General features: G+C 63.1%; 20 protein-coding genes and 1 pseudogene. 12 read left to right on the top strand and 9 right to left on the bottom strand.

What is annotated here, in order from left to right; genetic code table 11:
• Positions 1–300 precede the first annotated feature (300 nt).
• The 6 genes from trpA to OKC30_RS10315 are packed head-to-tail and all read right to left on the bottom strand — an operon-like array spanning position 301 to position 7,107.
• Entirely contained in the window at positions 301–1,107 is an 807-nt protein-coding gene (gene trpA / locus OKC30_RS10340; RefSeq protein ID WP_005323482.1) for a tryptophan synthase subunit alpha, read from the bottom strand.
• A complete protein-coding gene (trpB, locus tag OKC30_RS10335) occupies positions 1,104–2,297 on the bottom strand; it encodes a tryptophan synthase subunit beta (protein WP_005323481.1) in 1,194 nt (397 codons plus the stop codon). The genes trpA and trpB overlap by 4 nt, the downstream gene beginning before the upstream one ends.
• 54 nt (positions 2,298–2,351) lie before the next feature.
• Positions 2,352–3,857, bottom strand: a complete 1,506-nt coding sequence (trpCF, locus tag OKC30_RS10330; RefSeq protein WP_103859107.1) for a bifunctional indole-3-glycerol-phosphate synthase TrpC/phosphoribosylanthranilate isomerase TrpF — start codon at positions 3,855–3,857, stop codon at positions 2,352–2,354.
• The gene (gene trpD, locus OKC30_RS10325; RefSeq protein WP_160837483.1) at positions 3,857–4,870 is read right to left on the bottom strand and encodes an anthranilate phosphoribosyltransferase; all 1,014 of its coding nucleotides are present in this window, start codon (positions 4,868–4,870) and stop codon (positions 3,857–3,859) included. The genes trpCF and trpD overlap by 1 nt, the downstream gene beginning before the upstream one ends.
• A gap of 10 nt (positions 4,871–4,880) precedes the next feature.
• Positions 4,881–5,480 (bottom strand): aminodeoxychorismate/anthranilate synthase component II, encoded by a 600-nt coding sequence (locus tag OKC30_RS10320; protein WP_069785302.1) that lies wholly within the window; start codon positions 5,478–5,480, stop codon positions 4,881–4,883.
• Complete coding sequence (locus tag OKC30_RS10315) at positions 5,473–7,107, bottom strand: anthranilate synthase component 1 (protein ID WP_270670385.1); 1,635 nt, start codon at positions 7,105–7,107, stop codon at positions 5,473–5,475. Before OKC30_RS10315 ends, OKC30_RS10320 begins: the two co-directional genes overlap by 8 nt.
• A 424-nt stretch (positions 7,108–7,531) precedes the next feature.
• Here OKC30_RS10315 and rnm point away from each other — a divergent pair, with 424 nt between their 5' ends.
• The 7 genes from rnm (at position 7,532) to tesB (ending at position 13,314) form a co-directional block, all read left to right on the top strand.
• Entirely contained in the window at positions 7,532–8,413 is an 882-nt protein-coding gene (gene rnm, locus OKC30_RS10310) for an RNase RNM (RefSeq protein WP_039039192.1), read from the top strand.
• Between the two features lie 126 nt (positions 8,414–8,539).
• Positions 8,540–9,160 (top strand): L-threonylcarbamoyladenylate synthase, encoded by a 621-nt coding sequence (locus OKC30_RS10305; RefSeq protein WP_010673702.1) that lies wholly within the window; start codon positions 8,540–8,542, stop codon positions 9,158–9,160.
• Positions 9,153–10,034: a segregation and condensation protein A gene (locus OKC30_RS10300; RefSeq protein ID WP_270809607.1), complete on the top strand. Its 882-nt coding sequence runs from the start codon at positions 9,153–9,155 to the stop codon at positions 10,032–10,034. The genes OKC30_RS10305 and OKC30_RS10300 overlap by 8 nt, the downstream gene beginning before the upstream one ends.
• A gap of 41 nt (positions 10,035–10,075) precedes the next feature.
• Positions 10,076–10,768 (top strand): SMC-Scp complex subunit ScpB, encoded by a 693-nt coding sequence (gene scpB / locus OKC30_RS10295; RefSeq protein ID WP_042014199.1) that lies wholly within the window; start codon positions 10,076–10,078, stop codon positions 10,766–10,768.
• Positions 10,761–11,684 (top strand): 23S rRNA pseudouridine(2605) synthase RluB, encoded by a 924-nt coding sequence (gene rluB, locus OKC30_RS10290; RefSeq protein WP_039039190.1) that lies wholly within the window; start codon positions 10,761–10,763, stop codon positions 11,682–11,684. Before scpB ends, rluB begins: the two co-directional genes overlap by 8 nt.
• A gap of 213 nt (positions 11,685–11,897) precedes the next feature.
• On the top strand, positions 11,898–12,269 hold the full coding sequence (locus tag OKC30_RS10285) for an endonuclease domain-containing protein (RefSeq protein ID WP_039039189.1): 372 nt from the start codon (positions 11,898–11,900) through the stop codon (positions 12,267–12,269).
• Between the two features lie 181 nt (positions 12,270–12,450).
• Positions 12,451–13,314, top strand: coding sequence for an acyl-CoA thioesterase II (tesB, locus tag OKC30_RS10280; protein ID WP_039039188.1), 864 nt, complete (start codon positions 12,451–12,453; stop codon positions 13,312–13,314).
• A gap of 63 nt (positions 13,315–13,377) precedes the next feature.
• Here tesB and OKC30_RS10275 read toward each other — a convergent pair whose 3' ends face one another.
• The 3 genes from OKC30_RS10275 to OKC30_RS10265 all read right to left on the bottom strand — a co-directional run bounded on the left by OKC30_RS10275 (position 13,378) and on the right by OKC30_RS10265 (position 16,011).
• Positions 13,378–14,553, bottom strand: coding sequence for a dicarboxylate/amino acid:cation symporter (locus OKC30_RS10275; RefSeq protein WP_270809606.1), 1,176 nt, complete (start codon positions 14,551–14,553; stop codon positions 13,378–13,380).
• 168 nt (positions 14,554–14,721) lie between these two features.
• On the bottom strand, positions 14,722–15,285 hold the full coding sequence (locus OKC30_RS10270; RefSeq protein WP_270809605.1) for a class I SAM-dependent methyltransferase: 564 nt from the start codon (positions 15,283–15,285) through the stop codon (positions 14,722–14,724).
• Positions 15,286–15,375: 90 nt separating this feature from the next.
• On the bottom strand, positions 15,376–16,011 hold the full coding sequence (locus OKC30_RS10265) for a TetR family transcriptional regulator (RefSeq protein ID WP_045524073.1): 636 nt from the start codon (positions 16,009–16,011) through the stop codon (positions 15,376–15,378).
• A gap of 154 nt (positions 16,012–16,165) precedes the next feature.
• Here OKC30_RS10265 and OKC30_RS10260 point away from each other — a divergent pair, with 154 nt between their 5' ends.
• From OKC30_RS10260 to OKC30_RS10240, 5 genes and pseudogenes are all read left to right on the top strand, one after another.
• The gene (locus OKC30_RS10260; protein WP_010673710.1) at positions 16,166–17,347 is read left to right on the top strand and encodes an efflux RND transporter periplasmic adaptor subunit; all 1,182 of its coding nucleotides are present in this window, start codon (positions 16,166–16,168) and stop codon (positions 17,345–17,347) included.
• A 17-nt stretch (positions 17,348–17,364) separates the two neighbouring features.
• Positions 17,365–20,514, top strand: coding sequence for an efflux RND transporter permease subunit (locus OKC30_RS10255; RefSeq protein WP_270671097.1), 3,150 nt, complete (start codon positions 17,365–17,367; stop codon positions 20,512–20,514).
• Complete coding sequence (locus OKC30_RS10250) at positions 20,507–21,922, top strand: efflux transporter outer membrane subunit (RefSeq protein WP_270809604.1); 1,416 nt, start codon at positions 20,507–20,509, stop codon at positions 21,920–21,922. Before OKC30_RS10255 ends, OKC30_RS10250 begins: the two co-directional genes overlap by 8 nt.
• 205 nt (positions 21,923–22,127) lie before the next feature.
• Positions 22,128–23,124: pseudogene (locus tag OKC30_RS10245) on the top strand (IS481 family transposase).
• Positions 23,125–23,193: 69 nt separating this feature from the next.
• Positions 23,194–24,362, top strand: a protein-coding gene (locus OKC30_RS10240) for an IS3-like element ISAeme20 family transposase (protein ID WP_085943968.1) whose coding sequence is annotated in 2 segments (ribosomal slippage) — positions 23,194–23,449 and positions 23,449–24,362 — 1,170 coding nt in all. Because the reading frame shifts where the segments join, the coding sequence is not laid out codon by codon here.
• The last annotated feature ends 109 nt before the right edge of the window (positions 24,363–24,471 follow it).

Below are 24,471 nucleotides of genomic sequence, written 5' to 3'. Positions count from 1 at the left end.
GCAGATCATTTTGGAGGTATTGGGTGAGCGCTATCGGCAAATTTATTCCTAAATCAGGTGCGGAATGTCGGTTATATACCCGCACACTTGGAATTATTTGAGTCTCTAAAAATGAGGGGATCTCTGAGGTTCTTCTCCTATTGCCTTCCCAAGAAACGGTACAACGATGTTGATGATCACAACAAATACGAAATAGAAAGGGAGCCGGTTAGGCTCCCTTTGGTACGCTGATATCATTATGGCTGAGGCGGATACGCAGCCGTATCATTCACGGCCAAGGGCATTTGGCCAGTGCGCCCCTTATCGATTGGTCGCGGCCTTCATCCCTTCCGCAAACTCTTTCAGACGGGTGAGCATATGCTCCGGGTTCTTGTGGTGGGTCTCGATGATCTTCACCACGGCGGAGCCGGAGATGGCACCGGCGGCACCGGCGGCAATGGCTTCACGCACCTGAGCCGGTTCACTGATGCCAAAGCCGAGCAGGGCGGGGGGGGCCTTGAACTCGCGCAGGGTGTTGATGAGGCCATCCACCGGCATGCCGGCCTTGGTCTCGGCACCGGTCACACCGGCGCGGCTCACCAGATAGGTGTAACCGCTGCCAAGTTCCGCCACCTGTTTCAGGGTCTCGGCGTCGCCGTTGGGCGGGGCGATAAAGATGCTGTCGATACCGAACTTGTCGGCCGCCGCCTTGTAGGGGGCGCACATCTGCACCGGCACGTCGGCGACCAGCACCGAATCCACGCCCGCCTGCTGGCACTTCTCGTAGAAGCCGTCGATGTGTCGCACATAGACGAGGTTGGCGTAGACCAGCAGGCCAATGGGGAGCTGCGGGTACTTGGCACGGATGCGGGTGAGCAGGCCGAAGCAGTCGTCCGGGGTGGTGTGGCTGGCAAAGGCACGCAGGGCGGCACCCTGTATGGTGGGGCCGTCCGCCACCGGATCGGAGAAGGGAATGCCGAGCTCCAGGGCGTCGGCGCCCCCTTCGACCAGGGCATCGACGATGGCCAGGGACAATTCGGGGGTGGGATCACCCAGCATCACGAAGGGCACGAAGGCGCCCTGATTGGCCTTGTCCAGACGGGAGAAGAGTTGTGCGTAACGGTTCATGACAAGGTTCCTTCTTTCTCGAAAATGTCGGCAACGGTGAAGATGTCTTTGTCGCCACGGCCGGAGAGGTTGACGATGAGCACCTGCTCTTTTTCCGGTTCACTGCGTGCCATCTTGAGGGCGTGGGCCAGGGCATGGGAGGACTCCAGCGCCGGTATGATCCCTTCTGATTTGGCCAGCTCCTGGAAGGCGTCCAGCGCCTCCTTGTCGGTGACGGAGACATACTCGGCGCGGCCGATGGAGGCCAGGTGGGCGTGCTGGGGGCCGACGGAGGGGAAGTCCAGCCCCGCCGAGACGGAGTAGGACTCCTGAATCTGCCCCTGCTTGTCCTGCATCAGGTAGGAGTGCATGCCAAAGAAGACCCCCTTGCTGCCGTGACCGAGCGGTGCACCGTGCTCGCCGCTCTCGATGCCGTGACCACCGGGCTCGACCCCGATAAGGCGCACCGACGGCTCATCGATGAAGTCGGCAAACATGCCGATGGCATTGGAGCCGCCGCCGACGCAGGCGATCACGGCGTCGGGCAGGCGCTCCTCCTTCTCGAAGCACTGGGCCTTGGCCTCTTCCCCGATCATCTTCTGGAACTCCCGCACGATTGTGGGGAAGGGGTGGGGGCCGGCGGCGGTGCCGAGCAGGTAGTGGGCGCTGTCGTAGTTGGCAGCCCAGTCACGCAGCGCCTCGTTGCAGGCATCCTTCAGGGTGGATGAGCCGGAGTGCACAGGTATCACTGTGGCCCCCATCAACTTCATGCGAAACACGTTCGGCTTCTGGCGCTCGCAATCCTTGGCCCCCATATAGACCCGGCACTTGAGGCCGAGCAGGGCGCAGGCCAGGGCAGTGGCGACGCCGTGCTGGCCGGCGCCGGTCTCGGCGATGATCTCGCTCTTGCCCATGCGCTTGGCGAGCAGGGCCTGGCCCAGCACCTGGTTGGTCTTGTGGGCGCCGCCGTGCAGCAGATCTTCACGCTTGAGGTAAAGCCGGGTCTTGGTTCCCTTGGTCAGATTGCGGGTGAGAGTCAAGGGCGTCGGGCGCCCGGCATACTCGGTCAAGAGTTCCCCAAACTCGGCAACGAAGGCCGGGTCATCCTTGGCATCGACGAAGGCCTTCTCCAGCTGGAGCAGGGCGGGGATGAGGATCTGGGGTACATACATACCACCAAATTCACCGAAAAACGGATTGAGCAGGGTCATACATTATTCCTTGTGCTTATAGGCAAACGCAGTTCATTAATTTGGTACATGTCACTAGAGGGTTCGCAGAGCGGCAAAGGCCGCCGCCATCTTGTGCGCATCCTTCTGGCCCGGGGCACTCTCCACCCCGGAGTTGAAATCGAGGCCCACACAGCCCACCTGGGCGGCCTGCAGGGCGTTGTCGGGGTTGAGCCCCCCCGCCAGCATCAGCCTGGCTTTATCGAGATTGGCCAGCAGGGCCCAGTCGAACGCCTGGCCGGTGCCGCCACTCTGGCTGCCCACTTTCGTATCCAGCAGCAGGCGATCCACCTGGTAGTCGAGGGCGGGCAGGGGCTCGCCACTTGTGACTCCAACCGCTTTCCAGATCTGGCAGCCTGCCGGCAGCAGCGCGCGCAGTGCCTCGACATAGGCGGCATCTTCATCCCCGTGCAGTTGCACGGCGGCGAGCCCCAGCGCATCCACCGTCTTGGCGATGGTGGCGGGCTGGGCATTGCGAAACACCCCGACGTAAGAGAGCGGCGCACCCGCCATCACGGCGCGGGCGGCGGGAATGTCCACGTAGCGCGGGCTTTTCGCCACAAAGATAAGGCCGCCGAACACGGCGCCCGCCTGATGGGCGGCGGCGGCGTGCTCGGGACGAGTCAGGCCGCACACCTTGTTCTGGCCGAGCACGAGCTTGCGCACCGCGGCCTCCAGATCCGGCTCCGCCATGAGGGAAGAGCCCACCAGGAAGCCCTTGGCGTGGTGGCGCAGGGCCGCCACCTGGGCGCGGTGGTTGATGCCGGATTCGCTGATCACCACCCGATCCCCCGGGATCCTGGCCGCCAGCTGCCGGGTGCGGGCGAGATCGACGCTCAAATCCCGCAGATCCCGGTTGTTGATGCCAATCACCGGGGCGCCGAGGTCGATGGCGCGGGTCAGCTCCTCCTCGTTGCTCACCTCGGTGAGCACTCCGAGGCCCAATTCTTTCGCCACTTTGAACAGGGCGCGATACCCCTCGTCGGTGAGCACGGAGAGCATCAGGAGGATGGCGTCCGCCTGATAGTGGCGGGCCAGATAGACCTGATAGGGGTCAATCATGAAGTCCTTGCAGAGCACCGGCTGCTGGACGCGGCCCCGTACCCGGGGCAGGAAGGCGAAATCCCCCTGGAAGAACTTCTCGTCCGTCAGCACCGAGATGGCGGTGGCGTAGTGGCCATAGATGTCGGCGATGGCCTCCGGGCTGAAGTCGTTGCGGATCAAGCCCTTGGAGGGGGAGGCCTTCTTGCACTCCAGAATGAAGCGGGTGGAGCCTTGGCGCAGATCCCCCTCGAAGTCCCGATCGCTCGGGGTCAGCGCGTCCTGGAAGCTCGCCAGGGGCTGGCTCTCCTTGCGGGCGGCGACCCACTCCTGCTTGGCCGCCACGATCTTGCCGAGAATGGTCTGGCTGATGGAGGCCATGTTCAGAAAGGCGTGGGGAGCAATGACATCTGACATCTCGTTATCCTTGCGAAGCTGGCTGTTGCCCGTCGGGCGTTCTGGGTGAGTGCCCCTGGGGCACGCTGTGGTGGTGGCTGACATCATGCCTCCTGATGGCTCAGGGTGGCGAGATCCCGGGCGAGGAGGGCGGCCTGGCCGCTTGCCAGCACCGCCAGCACCCGGGCGGCGGCCTGCCGAAAGTCCGGGGCCTCGCCCGCCATGACCAGGAGCGGCGCCACGTTGGCGGCGATGGCGGCGTTGTGGGCCGGGCTGCCGCGCCCTTCCAGGATGGCGGCGGTGATGGCGCGGTTCTCCTCGGGCTCACCGCCCTGGATGGCGCTGACCGGGTAGGTGTCGAGGCCAAAGTCCGCCGGGGTGAGCAAGTACTCGCGAATTTCGCCGTCGCGGATCTCCGCCACCTGGGTCGGGCCGTGGATGGCAATCTCGTCGAGACCGGCGCCGTGCACCACCATACCGGTTTTCAGGCCGAGTGCCAGCAGGGTTTCGGCGATGGGGCGCACCAGCTCGGGGGCATAGACCCCCATCAGCTGATAGCTGGGGCGGGCGGGGTTGATAAGCGGCCCCAAGACGTTGAATAGCGTCCTGGTTTTCAAGGCCTGACGCACCGGCATGGCGTGGCGCACCCCGGCGTGGTACTGGGGGGCGAACAGGAAGCAGACCCCGAGCTCGTCCAGGCAGCGGCGGGCCTGGGCCGGGCTCATGTCGAGCTTGATGCCCATTTTATCGAGCAGATCGCTCGACCCCGACTTACTCGAGACCGAGCGGTTGCCGTGCTTGGCCACTTTCAGGCCGCAGGCGGCGGCCACCAGGGCCGAGGTGGTGGAGACGTTGATGGTGTTGAGGCCGTCCCCTCCGGTGCCGACGATGTCGCAGAAGGCATAGTCCGGGCGCGGGAAGTCGCGGGCTTCGGCCAACAGCGCCTCGGCGGCGCCGGCGATCTCCTCCGGGGTCTCCCCCTTGATCTTGAGAGCGGTCAAAAGGCTCGCGAGCACGATGGGATCCACTTCACCACGAACCACCTGGCCGAAGGCGTCGCGGGCGGCGTCGCGGGTGAGAGACTGACCCTGATAGAGGGTGTTGAGATGTTGATGCATGGTCTCTTCCTTACCGCACGTGGCTTTCTGGACGGGTGACATGGGCGAGGGCCTGGGTGAGCAGGCGGGCCCCTTCGCTGGTCATGATGGATTCCGGGTGGAACTGGAAGCCCAGCACCCGCTCGTCACGCTGCTCGATGGCCATGGGCATGCCCTGATAGTGGGCAATCACCTGCAACTCTTGTGGCACATAGGTGGCCACCAGGGAGTGGTAGCGGGCCACCGGCAAGGGGCTCGGCAGCCCCGCGAAGGCGCCATGGCCGTTGTGCTCGATGAGGGAGCGCTTGCCGTGGACGATTTCCCCCGCCGCCCCGACGGTGCCGCCGTAGGCTTCGCACAGGGCCTGATGACCGAGGCAGATGCCGAGGATGGGCACCCGGCCCCGGGCCAGCTTGATGAGGTCGATGAGGCAGCCCGCCTCATGGGGCGCGCCCGGCCCCGGGGAGAGCACCAGCACGGCGTCCCCTTCGCAGGCGTCGATCTCACTCATGATGCGGCTCGCCTGCAGGCTGTTGCGGTAGATGCGCACCGGGTAGCCCAGGGTGCGGAACTGGTCGACGAGGTTGTAGGTAAACGAGTCGAAGTTGTCGAGCAGGAAGATGTTAGTCATGGCTCACGTCCTTGTGTTGTTCCTGCTGGGCGCTGAGGGCCTGCAGGGAGGTGCCATGGCTGGCAGCGATGGCGGCCAGCACGGCCGCCGCCTTGGCGCGGGTCTCGTCCGCCTCGGCCTGGGGTTTGGAGTCATAGACCACCCCGGCGCCGGCCTGGACATGGGCGACCCCCTCTTTCACGAAGGCGGAGCGGATGACGATGCAGGTGTCCATTTCCCCTGCGCCGTTCAGGTAACCCACGGCGCCGCCGTAGCTGCCGCGACGCTTGCCTTCCACCATGCGGATAAGCTCGCTGGCGCGCAGCTTGGGGGCACCGGTCAGGGTGCCCATGTTCATGCAGGCCTGGTAGGCGTGCAGGGCGTCAAGGTCGGCGCGAAGGGTGCCCACCACCCGGGAGACCAGGTGCATGACGTGGCTGTAGCGATCCACTTTGAGCAGATCCTTGACGTAGCGGGTGCCGGGGGCGGAGATGCGGGCGATGTCGTTGCGGCCCAGATCCACCAGCATCAGGTGCTCGGCCACCTCTTTCTCGTCCTGGCGCAGCTCCAGCTCGATGCGGCCGTCCAGATCCAGGTTGATGCTGCCGTCCGGGTTGAGCCCACGGCGGCGGGTGCCGGCGATGGGGTACATCTCCACCTGGCGGCTGTTGGCGCAGAACTTGACCGCGCTCTCGGGGGAGGCGCCAAACAGGGTGAAGCCCTCGTCCTGCACGTAGAACATGTAGGGGCTGGGGTTGGTCTGCTTGAGACGGCGATAGGCGGCGACGGGATCCGGGCAGGGGAGGGAGAAGCTGCGGGACGGCACCACCTGGAAGATGTCACCACGGCGGATGAAGCCCTTGAGCTTCTCGACCTCGGCGCAGAACTGCTTGTCCCCCTTGTCGACGGCCAGGGCGCCGGTCAGCGGCGCCGTGCCTTGCGGCGCAGGCAGCGGCTGCTGACAGGCCTGCTTGAAGGACTCGAGGCGAGCGGTCAGGCGGGCGTAGCGCGCGTCCAGCTGCTCATCCTCTTCGCCGCCGAACAGGCAGGCCACCAACTGGGTGCTCTGCTTGATGTGGTCGATGGTGATCAGGGTCTCGGCCACATAGAAGCAGTAGTCAGGGCAGTCGTTGCTCCCCTCTGGCACCTCGGGCAAGTCTTCAAAGGAGGCGATGAGGTCGTAGGCGAAGCTGCCCGCCATGAAGAGGGCCTCTTTGCCCTGCTGGCATTGCAGCTCCCGCTGCAGGGTGCGCAGCACGTCCAGCACGCTGCTGCCCTTGAGGCGGCTGTCTTCGTCAAGCTCCCGATCGGACGCCGGGAAGTCGAGGTGCAGCTCGTCCGCCACCCGGGTCTGGGTGATGACGGCGGGCAGGCGCTGCTCCAGCATGCGCAGCAGGGCGGCGCCGTTGTCGCCGAGGGGGCGCACCTGCACGGCGCGGCCGCGGCACTCGATGCGCAGGCAGGCGTCCACCAGCAGCAGGCTCTGGGTGCCGGCCTTGGAGTCGATCTCCACCGATTCGAGCAGCAGGTTGTTGGGTCTGTCCTGGCAGAGTCGGGTATAGAGTGCCAGGGGGTCTGTCACATAGGGGGCATTGAGCCGGATGGTATCGAATTCGCCCAGGGGCAAACGGGTCTTGTTGCCTGTCATAATGCCTTCCCTTGCATGTGTTGTGTGTCACCGATGGTCATGGCGCTGTCTCTCTTGAAAATGGGTCGGGTTCGGGTCACGTCAGCGAGTTCGCAATCGCCATGTCAGTGTGCTTCTCTGAATTGTCGGTTTCATCACAGGTCCATTTGCCGGATAATAAAAAAGCCCGCTGGGGTCAGCGGGCTTTTTCTTTGGGTTCTTAACTTGCTGTCAGATTACAGGTACAGCAACGACCACACGCCCGCATGTCAGGGAGTGTGCCACCACCAGATGGTCAGGATGGAAGTCGTTTGCATGAGATTGAGTCCTGTAAAAAGATGTTTGCAATGAAGTGCCTACAGAAAACGATAAAGCCGCGGCCAAGTCAAGTCGCTTTTTTGCCGGCCTTTTCCAGGCAGGTCCCAAACAAGAGCGAAACACGCCGATGAGATTCGATCTTCATTGCCACACCACCGCCTCGGACGGGGTGCTGAGCCCCGCCGACCTGGTGCGCCGCGCCGCCGAAAAAGGGGTGGAGGTGTTAGCGGTCACTGACCACGATACCCTCGACGGGCTTGAGGAGGTGCGCCAGACCATCTCGGCCGACCAGTTGCCACTGCGCCTGGTGAGCGGGGTGGAGATCTCCACCGGGTGGGAGCATCACGAGATCCACATCGTGGCCCTCGGGGTGGACGAGAAAAATCCCCAGTTGCTCGCCTTTCTGGCAGGGCAGCGGGCTCGCCGGGAGGCGCGCGCCGAGGAGATCGGGCGTCGTCTGGAGAAGTGCCTCATCCCGGGCACCTATGAAGAGGCCAAGCAGCTCGCCGGTGACGCCGCCGTGACCCGGGCCCACTTTGCCCGGGTGCTGGTGGCGCGCGGGGTGGCCGACAATATGCAGAAGGTGTTCAAGAAGTACCTGAGCCGGGGCAACAAGGGCTATGTGCCCGCCGAGTGGCCCGGGATGGGGGAGGCCATCGAGGCCATCCACGCCGCAGGCGGGCTGGCGGTGCTGGCCCACCCGAGCCGCTACAATCTCACCGCCAAGTGGATCAAGCGGCTGCTGGTGGCCTTCAAGGCCGTCGGGGGGGATGCCATGGAGGTCTCCCTGCCCCAGCAGAGCCCACAGGAGCGGGCGAATCTCGGCCAGTGGGCCAGGGAGCACGATCTCTATATTTCGGTGGGGTCCGATTTTCACTTCCCCTCCAACTGGACCGAGCTTGGCCGCCACCTCTGGCTCCCCAAGGAGGGGATGCCGCTGTGGCTCGGTCACCCCGGTCATTTCGGGCTCACCCCCGAGGAGCATGCGGGCCTGCTGGCCAGCCGCTGAGCGCCCCGGGCCGGCATCTTTGATGCAGGCGAGTCTGCGTCAAACAGGTTAAGGTAGTGTCATGGGCCAAGGGGCCCTTGACCATGAAGCGGGCAACGAGCGTGCCCCCTATCGCGAGAAGAGCATATGAGTCAGCATTTTTACGTACATCCCGACAATCCCCAGGTTCGCCTCATCAGCCAGGCGGTGCAGATCCTGCAAAACGGCGGCGTCATCGTCTATCCCACCGACTCCGGCTACGCCCTGGGCTGCCAGATGGGCAACAAGGATGCCCTGGAGCGCATCTGCCGCATCCGTCGCATCGAGCCGAACCACGACTTCACCCTGGTGTGCCGGGATCTCTCGGAGATCTCCACCTATGCCAAGGTGGACAACACCGCCTTCCGGCTGGTCAAGAACAACACCCCCGGACCCTACACCTTCATCTTCAAGGCCACCAAGGAGGTGCCGCGTCGCCTCATGAACGAGAAGAAGAAGACCATCGGCATCCGGGTCCCGGCCAACAACATCGCGCTGGCCTTGCTCGAGGCCCTCGGTGAACCGCTGCTCTCCACCACCCTGATCCTGCCGGGCTCCGAGATGGCGGAGTTCGACCCCGAGGAGATCGCCGACAAGCTCGGCAAGCAGCTGGATCTGGTGGTCAACGGCGGGTATCTGGGCGAGCAGCCCACCACTGTGGTGGACTTCTCCGACGACGAGCCCGTGCTGCGTCGCCGCGGTGCCGGGGATCCGACGCCGTTTGAGTGATCTTGCCGACCCCGTGCCCGCGCTGACAACCCCCGCGGGCACGACGGGGGAGGCTTCCCTTCCCCCGCCCATCGCCACCGTGCTGGGGCAGCCCTACCATGAGCTGCCCCAGGACTTGTTCATCCCCCCCGATGCGCTGGAGGTGTTTCTCGACACCTTCGAGGGGCCGCTGGATCTCTTGCTCTACCTCATCCGGCGCCAGCAGCTCGACATCCTCAACCTGCCCATCCTGCAGATCACCGCCCAGTACATGGAGTACGTGGATCTGATGCAGGGTCTCAACCTCGAGCTGGCGGCGGAATACCTGCTGATGGCGGCCTGGCTCGCGGAGATAAAGTCCCGCCTGCTGCTGCCCAAGGCCCCGGAGCTGGAAGACGGGGAGGAGGGAGAAGACCCTCGCGTCACCCTCATTCGTCGCCTGCAGGAGTACGAGCGCTACAAGCTGGGGGCGGAGCGGGTCAATGCCCTGCCGAGGGTGGAGCGGGAGATCTTCGTCGCCGCCGCCATGGCGCCGGATTTTGGTGCCTTGAAGCCATTGGCGCCCGATGTTTCTCTGGTTGAACTCGCCCTTTACATGCAAAGTGTGGTAAAACGCGCGACTCATTTTGAACATCACCAGATCCGCCGCGAGCAGATCCCGACCCGGGTACGGATGGCGGAGATCCTCGCCATGCTCTCCCTGGGCCAGACCCTGCGCCTGGAGCAGGTGCTGCGGGCCGAGGAGGGGCGCATGGGAGTGCTGGTGACCTTCCTGGCCCTGCTGGAGCTGTGCAAGGAGCAATTGATCTGGATCTTGCAGGCGGAGCCCCTGGGCCCCATCCATTTTGCCCTGGCCAGTCAGGGGAAAGGGGAGGAGCATGAGCATCTACACTGAGCGAGGGGCGGCGCCAGGGGCGCGGACCCGGGAGGTCCACCGTGGCGCTGCCTGCTGAACGATTGAAGACCCTGATCGAGGCGGCGATCTTCGTGGCGGGGCGTCCCCTCACGGTGAGCGAAATCAAGGGCAGCGTGCTCTCGGACTACCCGGTCACCGGCCGCTATGTCCAGCTGCTGCTGGCAGAGCTCAGACAGGATTACAGCGAGCGGGGGGTCGAGCTCAAAGAAGTGGCCTCCGGCTGGCGTTTCCAGGCCCGCCAGGAGTATGCCGAGGAGCTGTCGCGCCTGTGGAGCGAGCGGGCTCCCCGTTATTCCCGCGCCGTGATGGAGACGCTGACGCTGATTGCCTATCGTCAGCCCATCACCCGGGCGGAGATAGAAGCCATCCGCGGGGTGGCGGTGTCGAGCCAGATCGTCAACACCCTCAAGGAGCGTGGCTGGGTGCGCAGCATCGGCCACAAGGAGGTGGCGGGTCGCCCCGAGCTGCTCGCCACCACCCGTGAATTTCTGGACTATTTCAACCTGCAGAGTCTGGAGCAGCTCCCCGAGCTGGATCCCGAGCTGCAGGCCCCCTTGTCGCTCATGCCGGGCGAGGGCGGTGACGGTCAGCCTCTGGCAGGCCGTGCTGAGCATGAACATGGTGGGGAGGCCAACGGGGCCTTCCCACAAGAGCCAAGGTTGTCCGCGATGTCGGCGGGCAGCGATCAACAATCAGGTAAACCCGATGAGTGAAAAACTGCAAAAAGTATTGGCCCGCGCGGGTCAAGGCTCCCGTCGTGAGATGGAGGCCCTGATCACCGCAGGTCGGGTCAGCGTGGATGGCAAGGTCGCCACGCTGGGGGATCGCGTCGAAGTGAACGCCGTGATCCGGGTGGATGGCCACCAGGTCAAGACCCGCGCCGCAGAGGAAGTGATCTGCCGCGTGCTGGCCTACCACAAGCCCGAAGGGGAGATGTGCACCCGTCACGATCCGGAAGGACGTCCCACCGTGTTTGATCGTCTGCCCAAGATGGATGGCGCCCGCTGGATAGCGGTCGGCCGCCTCGACGTCAACACCTCAGGCCTCTTGCTGTTCACCACCGACGGCGAGCTGGCGAACCGCCTGATGCACCCGAGCCACGAAGTGGAGCGGGAATACGCGGTGCGGGTCTTTGGCGAGATCACCGAAGCCATGCTGCAGCGCCTGCGCAAGGGCGTGCAGCTGGAAGACGGCATGGCCAAGTTCAACAAGATCAAGCCGGCTGGCGGTGAAGGGCTGAACCAGTGGTTCAACGTCACCCTGACCGAGGGCCGCAACCGGGAAGTGCGCCGCCTGTGGGAGTCCCAGGAAGTGCAGGTGAGCCGCCTGATGCGTATCCGCTACGGCGACGTCAAGCTGGATCGCGGCATCCCCCGCGGCGGCTGGCAGGAGCTGAAACTCCCCGAGGTGAACTACCTGCGCGGCCTGGTCAACCTGCCCAACGAGACCGAATCCAAGGTCGATTTGCAGCAGGATGGCAAGAGCACCCGTCACAAGCAGGCCGCCCAGATCCGTCGCGCCGTCAAGCGCCACAAGGAGATGCAGGGCAAGGAGCCGCGCGCCCGTGCCACCACCGCCCGTCGCAAGCCGACCTCCTCCACCCGCAATTCCGGCACCGGCAGCAAGTAAGCCGCCACCACGGGCCGCTCGCCCCGGACACGCCACAAGCCCGCACCCCAAGGTGCGGGCTTTTTTGTTTTCTGCTCCTGCCGGGCTCCTTGAGACTGAATCGCACAGGGGAGAGAAAGGGCCAGACAAGCTCCTCCCCCTTTTGAAGGGGGAGGCTGGGAGGGGGTGAGTAGTTGTTATGCTGACAGGGGTCATAGTCGGAGGAATACTGTCATGAACGAGAAGCCAGTTCGTGTTTTCAACCGCGAGGCCACGCTGGATAAACGGCGTGAACAGCGAAACAATCCAACAGAGCCTGAACGGCGATTGTGGCAGGCGCTTCGGGCTGGGCAACTCGGAGTCAAGTTTCGCCGTCAGCAAGGTATAGGCCCATACATTGCGGATTTTTACTGCCCCGGGCGGTTGTTGGTCATTGAGGTTGATGGCGACAGCCATTTCGACATGCGGGGTTTGCGTCATGACAAGCGACGGGATGCCTACATGGCGGCCCTGTCGCTGACGGTACTGAGATTTAGCAACAGGGAGGTGATGGAAAATCTACCCGGGGTGGTTGTCTCTATTCGGGCATGGCTTGATCGCGTCTGACCCCACCCCAGCCCTCCCCTTGCCAGGGGAGGGGGCCAGAGTGCCCTCTGTACGGGCTGGAAAGCGTCATAGACTTCCCTTTTTTGAAGGGGAGGTGGTTGCAGACGGGGATGTGCATCAGGATGGTTGCCCTGTCGGGACGGGCTTGTTAGCCTTTCGCGCACAAAGACAGGAGAAACCAATGAGCAAGGTACTGGATGAGCTGCTGGCGTTGCTGGCGCTCGAAAAGATCGAGGAGGGCCTGTTTCGGGGCCAGAGCCAGGATCTCGGGTTGCGATCCGTGTTTGGCGGACAGGTGATGGGGCAGGCCTTGTCAGCCGCCAAGCAGACGGTGGCAAGCGACCGCCAGGTCCACAGTTTCCACTCCTACTTCCTGCGACCCGGGGATGCCAACAAGCCCATCGTCTATGACGTGGAGAACATCCGCGACGGCCAGACCGTCTCCACCCGCCGGGTCAAGGCCATCCAGAATGGCAAGCCCATCTTCTACCTCAACGCCTCCTTCCAGGTGGAGGCCGAGGGCTTCGAGCACCAGGCGAAGATGCCGGCCGGCATCACGCCCCCCGAGCAGCTCAAGAGCGAGCTGGAGCTGGTGCGTCCCTACGAGCAGATGATCCCGGCGGCCCTGCGGGACAAGATCCTGTGCGAGAAGCCCATCGAAATTCGCCCCGTGACCCTGGTGGACCCCATCCGCCCGGATGTTCACGAGCCCCTTCGCTACACCTGGTTCAAGGCCAATGGCCCGGTGCCGGATGATCAGCGGGTCCACAACTACCTGCTGGCCTATGCCTCCGACTTCCACTTTCTGTTCGCCGCCCTGCAGCCCCACGGGGTCTCCTACTGGGAGCCGGACATGCAGGTGGCCACCATCGATCACTCCATGTGGTTCCACCGGGAGTTCCGGCTGGACGACTGGCTGCTCTACGTGGTGGACAGCCCGAGCGCCAGCGGCGGTCGGGGTCTGGTGCGCGGCCAGTTCTTCACCCGGGATGGGGTATTGGTGGCGAGCACCATGCAGGAAGGGGTGATCCGTCGCCGGGGCTGAGACGCCCCCTTGCGCCAACGAAAAACGGGAGCCGATGGCTCCCGTTTTTTATTGCCTGCGCTATCAGGCTGCGTCCTGCTCGGTGCTGAGTGCTGGCTCGCCCCGGGCGAAACGATCGGCCCACAGGGCGATGACGCCGTCACCGGTGACGTTGCAGGCGGTGCCGAAGCTGTCCTGGGCCAGGTAGAGGGCGATCATCAGGGCGATGGAGGCCTCACCGAAGCCGAGCATGGAAGTGAGCAGGCCGAGCGCGGACATGACACCGCCACCCGGTGCGCCCGGCGCGGCAATCATGATGACGCCCAGCATCATGATGAAGGGCACCATGGTGCCGTAGCCCGGAATGGCCAGGTGTTCGGAGAGGAACATCACCGCCGTGGCGCAGGTCACCAGGGTGATGGTGGAGCCGCACAGGTGGATGGTGGCGCACAGGGGCACGGTGAAGTTGGCGATGCCGTCGCTCACGCCGTTGCGCTTGCTGGCTTGCAGGGCCACCGGAATGGTGGCGGCGCTGGACATGGTGCCAAGGGCGGTGAAGTAGGCGGGCAGCATGTTCTTGATGAGCATGACGGGGGAGCGCCCCTGGGTGAGGCCGGTGCCGACGAACAGGACGCAGAGCCAGATCCAGTGCATGACGATGGCCATCACCAGCACCACCCCGAAGGTCTTGAGGGTGGCGAAGACGGTGCCTTCCACCGTCATCTCGACGAAGACGCCGGCGATGTAGAAGGGGAGCAGGGGAATGATCACGCGTGCCAGCAGGCGGTCGATGATGTCACGGCCCTGATCGGCGACCCGGCGCAGGTCGGTGGCCTGGGTGGCGCTGATGCCGATGCCGAACACGAAGGCGGCGGCCAGGGCCGACATCACCCCGAACAGGGGCGGGATCTCGAGATTGATGTAGGAAGCGAGCTTGGTGGCAGCCTCGGCGGTGGGCTCGGCGGCCGTGGTCAGGTGCGGGATCAGGTGGCTCGCCACGGTGAAGGCGAACAGGCCCGCCAGTATGGTGGAGCAGTAGGAGAGCCCTACCGTCTTGCCCAGCAGCTTGCCGGAGTTCTTCGGCAGGCTGGCGATGCCGCTCATGATGAAGAAGAGGATGATGAGCGGGATGGTGAAGGTGATGAGCTGGCCTATCACCGTCTTGGCGGTGAACAGCACGCGGGCGACCCATTCGGGGGCATAGAGACCGAGCAGCAGGCCGGCGAGGATACCGGCAACCAGATTGAGAACGAGTTTCATGGGGGAATCCAGGTGTTGGTGTCTGATTTGTTATTTAATTTTGATTTTAATGCCGCTTTTTAACACAAACACCGCATCTTGTCTGCTTTATGGTGGTTAACTCAGGGTTAAATATTGTTAACGGGCTGAATGCCGTGAGGTGTCACTGCCCTCGGGGGCTTTCGCGGATCAGCGCCGCACCAGCAAGGCGTGCAGCCAGGGGCCGTTCACTTCATCTTCCCCCACCCAGCCATGGTGCAGGGTGAAGGGGAGGGGAGCGATCAGGCGTCGCAGTCCCGCCTCGTCGAGCCGGGTCTGCAGGGGATATTCCCCCGACCGTGGCAGCGGTTCGCCCTTCCCGTGGGGGAAGGAGGCGTAGAGGGGGCCCCCGGCCTTGAGCAGGGTGGCCAGATGACCGAGCGCCGGGGCTATCTCGTGCTCGGGCAGACAGGGGAGGGAGCCGCTGGCCCAGATGCCGTCATAGGGAACGACGCTTTGCATCTGCTCGACGCGGCAGACTCGCACCGGCTGACCGCACAGGCGCGAGGCGGCAGCGGCCTGCGCCCGGCTCGCATCGAAGGCGGTCACGGTGAGGCCTTGCTGGCGAAAGAGGCGCAGATCCTCTCCTGCCCCGCAACCGGCCTCCAGCAGATGACGGCCGTTGCCCAGCAGGGCCAGGAAGAGAGCATGGGCGCCTGCCACGAGGGCGGGGCGAGGGGCGGCGTCGCGCGCCGGCGCGGGGGCGTGTGGCAAGGGTGTCGGGCTCATCGTGATGGGGGGCGATACTCTAGCAGGTTTGCCCCCGGCTGTTGAGCATTGGCGGGGGCGGCGCGTCTTGCAGACTCAGGGGTGGCGGCGAAGGGTGGGGCTCGCGATGAGGGTGAACAGGGTATCGAGGAGAAAGTCCGACTCCTCAATCAGATCGATGCGATCCGGGAAGTGCAGCCAGTTGATGATGTAGCCGTCCAGGGTGCAGTGGAGCAGGGTGGCGGCGCGGCGCAGATCCAGCCCCTCGGGCAGTTGGCCGCGGTGCACGGCATTGGCCAGGGTGATCTCCAGATCCCGGAAGAAATTCATGGATTGCAGGTGCATGTGCTCGCGCATGACGGCGGCCTCTCCCTCCATGGATTCCAGATTGAACATGATGGTGAACATCTGCTGGTGGGCGGGCTCGGTGCTGATCTTGAGCATCACCTCCTTGAGAAAGCTGCGCAGCTTGCCCAGGGGATCCGGCTCCGCCTCGTCGACGCAGGCATCGAGCTGGTGGGATAGGGGGGCACACAGCTCCTCCCACAGGGTGACGAACAGCTCTTCTTTATTCTTGAAGTGCCAGTAGATGGCGCCCCGGGTGAGGTCCGTCGCCTTGGCGATATCGGTCAGGCTGGTGCGTGCCAGCCCCTGTTGGCAGAAGAGATCCAGGGCCGTGCTCATGATGTTGCAGCGGGTTTGCTGTGCCTCTTCTTTGGTGCGTCTGGCCATTGACTCCGGTCCTGTTTAAAAGTGAAAAAAGTTTCTTACATACATTCATGAATGTATGTATATTGCCTCATCTTCGCCGTTTTACCAACAGGGGCCTTATAAACCCTGTGGTTTTGTCACTTCTTTTTGATTGAAACTGAGGTTCAGAGACTTGATGCATAAACATATTCTCGCACGTTCGGTCGGCCTTGCCTTGCTGGCAAGCGGCCTGCTGGCTGGCTGTGGTGACAAGGACGGGGCCCAGCAGGCCATGGGGGAGATGCCTCCCGCCGCCGTGGACGTGGTCACCCTCCATACGGCCCCCCTGCAACTGTTGTCCGAGCTCACCGGCCGCACCGCCCCCCTGCGGGTGGCCGAGGTGCGTCCCCAGGTGAACGGCATCATCCTCAAGCGCCTGTTCACGGAGGGGAGCGACGTCAAGGCCGGTCAACTGCTCTATCAGATTGATCCCGCCGTCTATCAGGCCGAAGTGGCTTCCGCCAAGGCCAACCTCGCCAAGGCCGAGGCCAACGAGCGCAGCGCCCGCCTCAAGGCCCAGCGCTACGCCGAGCTGGTGAAGGTGAAAGCCATCAGCAGCCAGGAGTATGACGACGCCGACGCGGCCTGGAAACAGCAGCTGGCCGAGATCGGGGCCGCCAAGGCCGCATTGCAGACCGCCAACATCAACCTGGCCTACACCCGCATCACGGCCCCCATCAGCGGCCGCATCGGCAAATCGGCGGTGACCGAGGGAGCCCTGGTCACCGCCCAGCAGGCGGACAGCCTCACCTCCATCTCCCAGCTCGATCCCATGTACGTGGACGTGCGCCAGTCCACCGCCGACCTGCTGCGCCTCAAGCGCCTGGTGGCCGAGGGCAAGCTGACCCAGGGGGAGAAGGACGGGGCCGGTGTCAGCTTCCAGCTGGAAGATGGCAGCCAGTATGGCGAGAAAGGAGCCCTCCAGTTCTCCGACGTGACCGTGGACGAGGCGACCGGCATGGTGACCCTGCGGGTGATCGTGCCCAACCCGGATCAACTGCTGCTGCCCGGCATGTTCATGCGCGCCACCTTGCAGGAGGGCGAGCGCCCGCAAGGCCTGCTGGTGCCCCAGACTGCCGTGACCCGTACCCCCAAGGGCGGTGCCACCGTCATGGTGGTGACGGCGGACAACAAGGTGGAGCTGCGTGAAGTGCAGGTCGGCCGCATGTCCGGCGACAGCTGGGTGGTGGAGTCCGGTCTCAAGGCTGGCGAGAAGGTGATCGTCGCCGGTCTGCAGAAAGTCAAACCCGGGGTCGTGGTGGCGCCCACTGAACGTGCCGGTAACAGCGCACAACAGACCCCGGCAACCAAGCAGTAGGATGGAGTAGTCGCCTCATGGCACGTTTTTTCATAGATAGACCCATTTTCGCCTGGGTGATCGCCTTGGTGATCATGCTGGCTGGGGCCATGGCCATCATCGGCCTGCCGGTGGCCCAGTACCCGACCATCGCCCCGCCGGCGGTTGGCATCTCCGCCAGCTACCCGGGGGCCTCCGCCAAGACGGTGGAAGACTCGGTGACCCAGATCATCGAGCAGAACATGACCGGGCTGGATCACCTGCTCTACATGTCGGCGCAATCCGACTCGTCAGGGAACGTCAGCGTGACCCTCACCTTCAAGCCGGGTACGGATCCCGACATCGCCCAGGTGCAGGTGCAAAACAAGCTGCAACAGGCCATGTCGCTCCTGCCCCAAGAGGTGCAGCAACAGGGCGTGCGGGTCCAGAAGACCTCCAGCAGCTTCCTGATGGTGGCAGCCTTCATCTCCACCGATGGCGCTATGACCAACGATGACCTGGCGGACTATGTGGTAGCCAACATCAAGGAGCCCCTGAGCCGTCTGGACGGGGTCGGTGACATCACCTTGTTCGGCAGCCAGTACTCCATGCGCGTCTGGCTCGATCCCCACAAGCTCAACCGGGTGCAGATGACCCCGGCCGACATTCAGGCCGCCATCAAGGCCCAGAACGCCCAGGTTGCCTTCGGCAAGCTGGGGGGGACCCCTGCGGTGAGCGATCAGCAATTTACCGCCACCATCATGGGCCAGACCCGGCTCTCCACCGTGGAGGAGTTCAACAACATCCTGCTGCGGGTGAACCAGGACGGCTCCAAGGTCCAGCTCAAGGACGTGGCCCGGGTCGAGCTTGCCGGTGAAAACTACGACGCGACCGCGCTCTACAACGGCCAGGCCACCGCCGCCGTCGCCATCAAGCTGGCGACCGGTGCCAACGCCCTGGACACCGCCGAGCACGTGCGGACCAAGCTGGGTGAACTCTCCGAGTACTTCCCGGCCAACATGGAGATCGTCTATCCCTACGACACCACGCCGTTCGTGAAGATCTCCATCGAGGAGGTGGTGCAGACCCTGATCGAGGCGATCTTCCTGGTGTTCTGCGTCATGTATCTGTTCTTGCAGAATTTCCGGGCAACCCTGATTCCGACCATCGCGGTGCCCGTGGTCCTGCTCGGCACCTTCGGGGTGATGGCGGCCTTCGGCTTCTCCATCAACACCCTGACCATGTTCGGTCTGGTGCTCGCCATCGGCCTCTTGGTGGATGACGCCATCGTGGTGGTGGAGAACGTGGAGCGTCTGATGAGCGAGGAGGATCTCTCCCCCCTCGAGGCGACCCGCAAGTCCATGACCCAGATCACCGGCGCCCTGGTGGGCATCGCCCTGGTGCTGTCGGCGGTGTTCGTGCCCATGGCCTTCTTCGGTGGCTCTACCGGTGCCATCTATCGCCAGTTCTCCCTCACCATCGTCTCGGCCATGGTGCTCTCGGTGCTGGTGGCCCTGATCCTGACCCCGGCCCTGTGTGCCACCCTGCTCAAACCCATGAAGCACGGTGAATTCGGCGCCCAGCGCGGCTTCTTCGGCTGGTTCAACCGCTTCTTCGACACCAGCGCCAACCGTTACCAGAACGGCGTGCGCAAGGTGATCAAGCAGGGCACCCGCTACGGCATCATCTATCTGGCCATGCTGGCGGTGCTGGCGGTGCTCTTCATGCGCATGCCCACCTCCTTCCTGCCGGAAGAGGATCAGGGGGTCATCATGTCCATGGTGCAGCTCCCGGTGGGGGCGACCAAGGAGCGGACCGAGGTGGTGCTCGGGGAGATGCGCGACTACTTCCTCGAGAACGAGAAGGAGAACGTGGACTCCGTGCTGACAGTGGCGGGCTTCAGCTTCGCAGGTAGCGGTCAGAACAGCGGCATGGCCTTCATCAAGCTCAAGGACTGGAGCGAGCGCAAAGGAGAAGAGCGCAGCGCCAATGCCATCATCGGCCGCGCTATGGGGTTCCTGTTCAGCATCAAGGAAGCCCAGGTCTTCGCCTTCAACCTGCCCCCTATTCCGGAACTCGGCACGGCCACCGGCTTCGACTTCTTCCTGCAGGACCGTGGCGGTCTGGGTCATGAGAAGCTGATGCAGGCACGCAACCAGCTGCTCGGCATGGCGGCGCAGGATCCCAACCTGGTGCGGGTACGCCCGAACGGGATGGAAGACACGCCCCAGCTCGACATCAAGATCGATTACGAGAAGGCGCTGGCCCAGGGGCTCTCCATCACCGACATCAACAACACCCTGTCGGCAGCCTGGGGCTCCTCCTATGTGAACGACTTCGTCGACAGAGGCCGGGTCAAGAAGGTCTATCTGCAGGCGGATGCCCCTTTCCGGATGAACCCGGAAGATCTGAAGCTGTGGTACGTGCGCAACAGCGCGGGCCAGATGGTGCCCTTCTCCGCCTTTGCCAGCACGGAGTGGAGCTTCGGCTCGCCCCGTCTTGAGCGCTACAACGGTGTCTCCGCCATGGAGATCGTCGGTGAGGCGGCCCCGGGCAAGAGTACGGGTGATGCCATGGCGGCCATCGAGGAGATGGTGAAACAGTTGCCGGAAGGGATCGGCATCGAGTGGACCGGCCTCTCCTTCCAGGAGCGTCAGGCAGGCTCCCAGGCGCCGGCCCTGTACGCCATCTCGCTCCTGGTGGTCTTCCTCTGTCTGGCGGCCCTCTATGAGAGCTGGAGCATTCCGTTCTCGGTCATGCTGGTGGTGCCGCTCGGGGTGCTGGGGGCCATTTTGGCCGCGACCCTGCGCGGGCTTGAGAATGACGTCTACTTCCAGGTGGGCCTGCTCACCACGATCGGGCTGTCGGCCAAGAACGCCATCCTCATCGTCGAGTTCGCCAAGGAGCTGCACGACAAGGGGATGAGGCTCGGGGATGCGGTGGTGGAGGCCTCGCGTCAGCGCCTGCGCCCCATCCTGATGACCTCGCTCGCCTTCATCCTGGGGGTACTGCCCCTGGTGATCAGCACCGGGGCGGGCGCCAGCAGCCGAAACGCCATCGGGACCGGCGTGATGGGGGGGATGATCAGTGCCACCGTGCTCGCCATCTTCTTCGTGCCGCTGTTCTTCGTGCTGGTGATGCGCTATTTCACCGAACGCAAGCATGCCGGGGAAGAGAGTGTCCACACCAAGGAGATCAACCATGACTAAGACCCTGATCGCCCTTGGCGTGACCCTGATGCTGGGGGGCTGCTCCATGGCCCCCGACTACCAGCGCCCCGAGCTGCCCCAAGGTGCCTCCTGGCAAGCTGACCTGGCCGCCAAGGGGGAACTTGCCCCCTGGCGCCAGCAGTTCCAGGACCCGGCCCTGCAGACGCTGATCGGCACCGCCCTTGAGAGCAACCGGGATCTGCGCCTGGCAGCCCTCAACGTCGAGGCCTACGAGGCGAAATACCGCATCCAGCGGGCGGCCCAGTTGCCGACCCTGGCCGCCAGTGGCAGCGGCATCCGCCAGCAGGGATCCGACGATCTCAGTAGTACGGGGCAGGGCACCATCAGCAGCCAGTACGGCGCCAACATCGGCATCACCGCCTATGAGCTGGATCTGTTTGGCCGGATCCAGAGCCTGAAAGATCAGGCCCTTGAGACCTATCTGGCGCAAATCGAGACCCAGCGCAGCACCCAGATCGCCCTGGTGGCCTCGGTGGCCAATGCCTACTTCACCCTGCTGGCGGATCAGGAGTTGCTGGCCCTTAGCCAGGCGACCCTCGCCACCGAGCAGGAGAGCTATGCCCTGACCGAGCACAAATACCGCCTGGGCGCCGCCTCCGAGATGGAGCTGGCCCAGGGGCGCACGGCACTGGAAAACGCCAAGGTCAGCCAGGCGCAATACCAGCGTCTGGTGAAGCAGGACAGAAATGGTCTGGCCCTGCTGCTTGGCACCGATATCCCGGTGCTGGCGGCACAACCGGCCACCCTGGCCGAGGTGAAACTGGCGCCGATCCCGGTGGGGGCTCCCTCCAGCCTGTTGCAGCAACGCCCGGACATCCTGGCGGCGGAGCACAACCTGAAGGCGGCCAACGCCAACATAGGGGCGGCCCGCGCCGCGTTCTTCCCGACCATCTCGCTCACCGCGACGGCGGGCACCGCCAGCAACCAGCTGAGCGGTCTGTTTGACGGCGGCACCGGCACCTGGACCTTCATGCCCCAGATCAATCTGCCCATCTTCGATGGCGGCAAGCGCGTTGCGGATCTGGATGTGGCCGAGGTGGGGACCAGGCAGGCGGTGGCGAGCTACGAGAAGAGCATCCAGACCGCCTTCAAGGAGGTCGCGGATACCCTCGGTGCCCAGGCTGACTACGCGCAGCAGCTGCAGGCGCAACAGGCGCTGGTGGATGCCAATCAGACTTACTTCAGGCTGGCGGAGGTGCGTTACGAGCAAGGGGTGGACAGCTACCTGACCCGCCTCGATGCCCAGCGCTCCCTGTTCAGCGCCAAGCAGGGGCTCATCAGCACCCGGCTCGCCCAGCTGAGTAACCAGGTCGCCCTCTACAAGGCCGTCGGTGGCGGCTGGCAGGCGCCGAAGGACGCAGAGCCGGCATCAGACAAACAGGGTTGACCCCTCGGGGTTGACGTAAAAAGCATCAGGGGCGAACCACTAGGTTCGCCCCGTTTTTTTATCTGTTATGTCGAGAAGCCAAATCGAGGCAGGTGACAAAGGTATGAAAGTGCTATTCACCTGACTGTTGTCCACAAGGGAGTGGTCATATGGCTTCAAACCGGATAACAAAACGGTATCCCTACCGTGTTATCTGGAGTCACCGTTGACCTGCAACGAGAAAATAGCACGCTGTAAACTCCGCTTGTTAAAGCTCGCCAAAGATCTCAATAACGTAAGCAAAGCCTGCAAGCTGATCGGCCGAGGGCTTGCTCGACAAACTGCCCGGCTGTAAAGGGCACATCCCAACCGGGTCGCTCCCGAGATTGAACAGGCCATCCTCGATAACTCTCTCACCAATCCAACCCAGTACCCGCTGTGGTCTGCACAAAGACGTGTCTGCAAAGCATCAACGTCAGTGCGGGCGATCTGAGTGGCGTATGACAACGTCACGACCTGCTTTCCAAGCTCGGCCGCTTGTTGTGCCTCGAGAAAACCCATCGGGAGTAGACGATGGAGCTCAATGATGAATAAGTTCGCCTGCTCTAGCGCTTCAGTCCTGAGTTTCGCGAACGCCAGATCGAAGTTAACTACATTGGGGAACTGGTGGCGTGCGATACCTTCATCGTCGGTGTACTCAAGGGGGACAAGGTGTATCTGGAAATCGTGCTGGACGGCTAAAACCGTCATGCCTGGGGACGGCACTATACCGGCAAGTTGCCGGTGACTTCGGTTCATGTGCTCAATGAAACGGTCCTGCCGTTCTTTGAAGCACATGAACCGTGTGTCTATCCCATCTCCTGTCAGATAACTGGCGCGCGTTCTGCGGACGCCCTGACCATCATCCCAACGAGCTGTTCTTGCAACTGGGGGATTGAACTCTGGGCTAACACGGTACGCAGGCCACAGAGCAATGACTTTATCGAACGACTGCATCGTACCATGCTGGATGAACACTTTCTTATCAAGAGGCGGACGACCAAGCCGTAAGGTCCCGGAATGAGTCAGTGGGGCAGATTCAGACAGACTTACATCGCTACCTGGAGCGCTGCAACACCCAGCTGTCACATCTGGGTAGGATGTTGGAGGTACATACCTCCTATCGTATGTTCAAGAAGGGGCAAAAGTTGACACCGAAGGAACTGCGCTCTAAATCAGCGTAAGGCGCTGTGAGGTATCCTGATTTTCACAGACAGTCCCGATTGTTACGATGAGACAATCGGGGGTATTGAATGAAATCGAGAGAACACTATTCACCAGAGTTTCGGGCAGAGGCGGTTCGACTGGTGTTGGAGCAAGGCCTTGGCCAAGCTGAAGCCGCCAGAAGGTTGGGTATTGCCAAAGGCACACTGAGCAACTGGGTGGTCGCAGCCAAAGGAGGAAAGGATACATCGGCCATTCCCGGAGCGCGTTCTGTCGCCGAGCTGGAGGCTGAAGTGGCCCGGCTACGCAAAGCTCTCGCACAAGCCAACATGGAGCGCGACATCATAAAAAAGGCCGCCGCGTACTTTGCTCAGGAGTCACTGCCAAGTACGCGTGGATAGCCAACCAACAGGACATCTATCCCATTTCCGTTATCTGTCGTGTGCTGGAGGTCTCTCGTGCGGGCTTCTACCACTGGCGCCAGCGTCCACCGTCACAGCGCCAACAAGAAGATGAACGACTCAAGGTCGCCATTCGGGCTGCTCACAGCAAGACGCGCCAGACCTATGGCGCATCGCGTTTACAAGCTGAGTTGGCCGCCGAAGGATTTTACGCTGGGCGGGACCGGATTGGGCGATTGCGCCGTGAAATGGGGTTGTCTTGCAAACAAAAGCGCAAATTCAAGGCGACAACCCATTCTGCTCATTCCCTGCCCGTGGCGGAGAATCTCCTTGGTCAGGTCTTTGCGCCGACGAAGCCCAACGAAGTCTGGACCGGTGATATCACCTATATTGCCACCGACGAAGGCTGGCTTTATCTGGCTGGTCTCAAGGATGTGTTTACCTGTGAGATAGTGGGTTATGCGATGGGAGAGCGAATGACCACCGGGTTGGTCAGTCAGGCGCTGTTTCGGGCTGTGCAGCAGAAGAGGCCACCCGTTGGGCTTATTCATCACACAGACCGGGGCAGTCAGTACTGTGCCAAGGCTTACCGGGCTCTCCAGGTACAATTTGGCATGCAGACCTCCATGTCACGCAAGGGGAACTGCTTCGACAATGCCCCGATAGAAAGCTTCTGGGGGTCTCTTAAAAATGAACTGGTTCACCACCATAGATTCGAGACGAGAGCGGAGGCCAAGGCAGCGATTCAGGAATACATAGAGATTTTTTACAACCGCCAGCGTCGGCATTCACGACTTGGCAATGTCAGCCCGGCGGAGTTTAACAAGAGGTATTGGAGAACTGCTCAGGCTGCTTGATCCGGGACTGTCCGATCTTGTCAGGACACCTCATTCAGTTTGTTTATGGCACTGACATACGCCATGACTTCTCCCACTTGGCCATTGTAGTTACGCAGACTGATTCTCC

The sequence above is a fragment of the Aeromonas sp. QDB18 genome, from assembly GCF_027705325.1.
Classification (GTDB): Bacteria; Pseudomonadota; Gammaproteobacteria; order Enterobacterales; family Aeromonadaceae; genus Aeromonas; species Aeromonas caviae.
This window is presented reverse-complemented; position numbering and strand designations above follow the sequence as displayed.

What these genes read in the sequence shown, in the direction of transcription:
- OKC30_RS10315 (WP_270670385.1), bottom strand. Translation starts at nt 7,107, where the DNA reads ATGACAGGCAACAAGACCCGTTTGCCCCTGGGCGAATTCGATACCATC.
- rluB (WP_039039190.1), top strand. Translation starts at nt 10,761, where the DNA reads ATGAGTGAAAAACTGCAAAAAGTATTGGCCCGCGCGGGTCAAGGCTCC.
- OKC30_RS10260 (WP_010673710.1), top strand. Translation starts at nt 16,166, where the DNA reads ATGCATAAACATATTCTCGCACGTTCGGTCGGCCTTGCCTTGCTGGCA.
- tesB (WP_039039188.1), top strand. Translation starts at nt 12,451, where the DNA reads ATGAGCAAGGTACTGGATGAGCTGCTGGCGTTGCTGGCGCTCGAAAAG.
- trpA (WP_005323482.1), bottom strand. Translation starts at nt 1,107, where the DNA reads ATGAACCGTTACGCACAACTCTTCTCCCGTCTGGACAAGGCCAATCAG.
- OKC30_RS10275 (WP_270809606.1), bottom strand. Translation starts at nt 14,553, where the DNA reads ATGAAACTCGTTCTCAATCTGGTTGCCGGTATCCTCGCCGGCCTGCTG.
- OKC30_RS10250 (WP_270809604.1), top strand. Translation starts at nt 20,507, where the DNA reads ATGACTAAGACCCTGATCGCCCTTGGCGTGACCCTGATGCTGGGGGGC.
- rnm (WP_039039192.1), top strand. Translation starts at nt 7,532, where the DNA reads ATGAGATTCGATCTTCATTGCCACACCACCGCCTCGGACGGGGTGCTG.
- trpCF (WP_103859107.1), bottom strand. Translation starts at nt 3,857, where the DNA reads ATGTCAGCCACCACCACAGCGTGCCCCAGGGGCACTCACCCAGAACGC.
- trpB (WP_005323481.1), bottom strand. Translation starts at nt 2,297, where the DNA reads ATGACCCTGCTCAATCCGTTTTTCGGTGAATTTGGTGGTATGTATGTA.
- trpD (WP_160837483.1), bottom strand. Translation starts at nt 4,870, where the DNA reads ATGCATCAACATCTCAACACCCTCTATCAGGGTCAGTCTCTCACCCGC.
- OKC30_RS10285 (WP_039039189.1), top strand. Translation starts at nt 11,898, where the DNA reads ATGAACGAGAAGCCAGTTCGTGTTTTCAACCGCGAGGCCACGCTGGAT.
- OKC30_RS10305 (WP_010673702.1), top strand. Translation starts at nt 8,540, where the DNA reads ATGAGTCAGCATTTTTACGTACATCCCGACAATCCCCAGGTTCGCCTC.
- OKC30_RS10255 (WP_270671097.1), top strand. Translation starts at nt 17,365, where the DNA reads ATGGCACGTTTTTTCATAGATAGACCCATTTTCGCCTGGGTGATCGCC.
- OKC30_RS10320 (WP_069785302.1), bottom strand. Translation starts at nt 5,480, where the DNA reads ATGACTAACATCTTCCTGCTCGACAACTTCGACTCGTTTACCTACAAC.
- OKC30_RS10265 (WP_045524073.1), bottom strand. Translation starts at nt 16,011, where the DNA reads ATGGCCAGACGCACCAAAGAAGAGGCACAGCAAACCCGCTGCAACATC.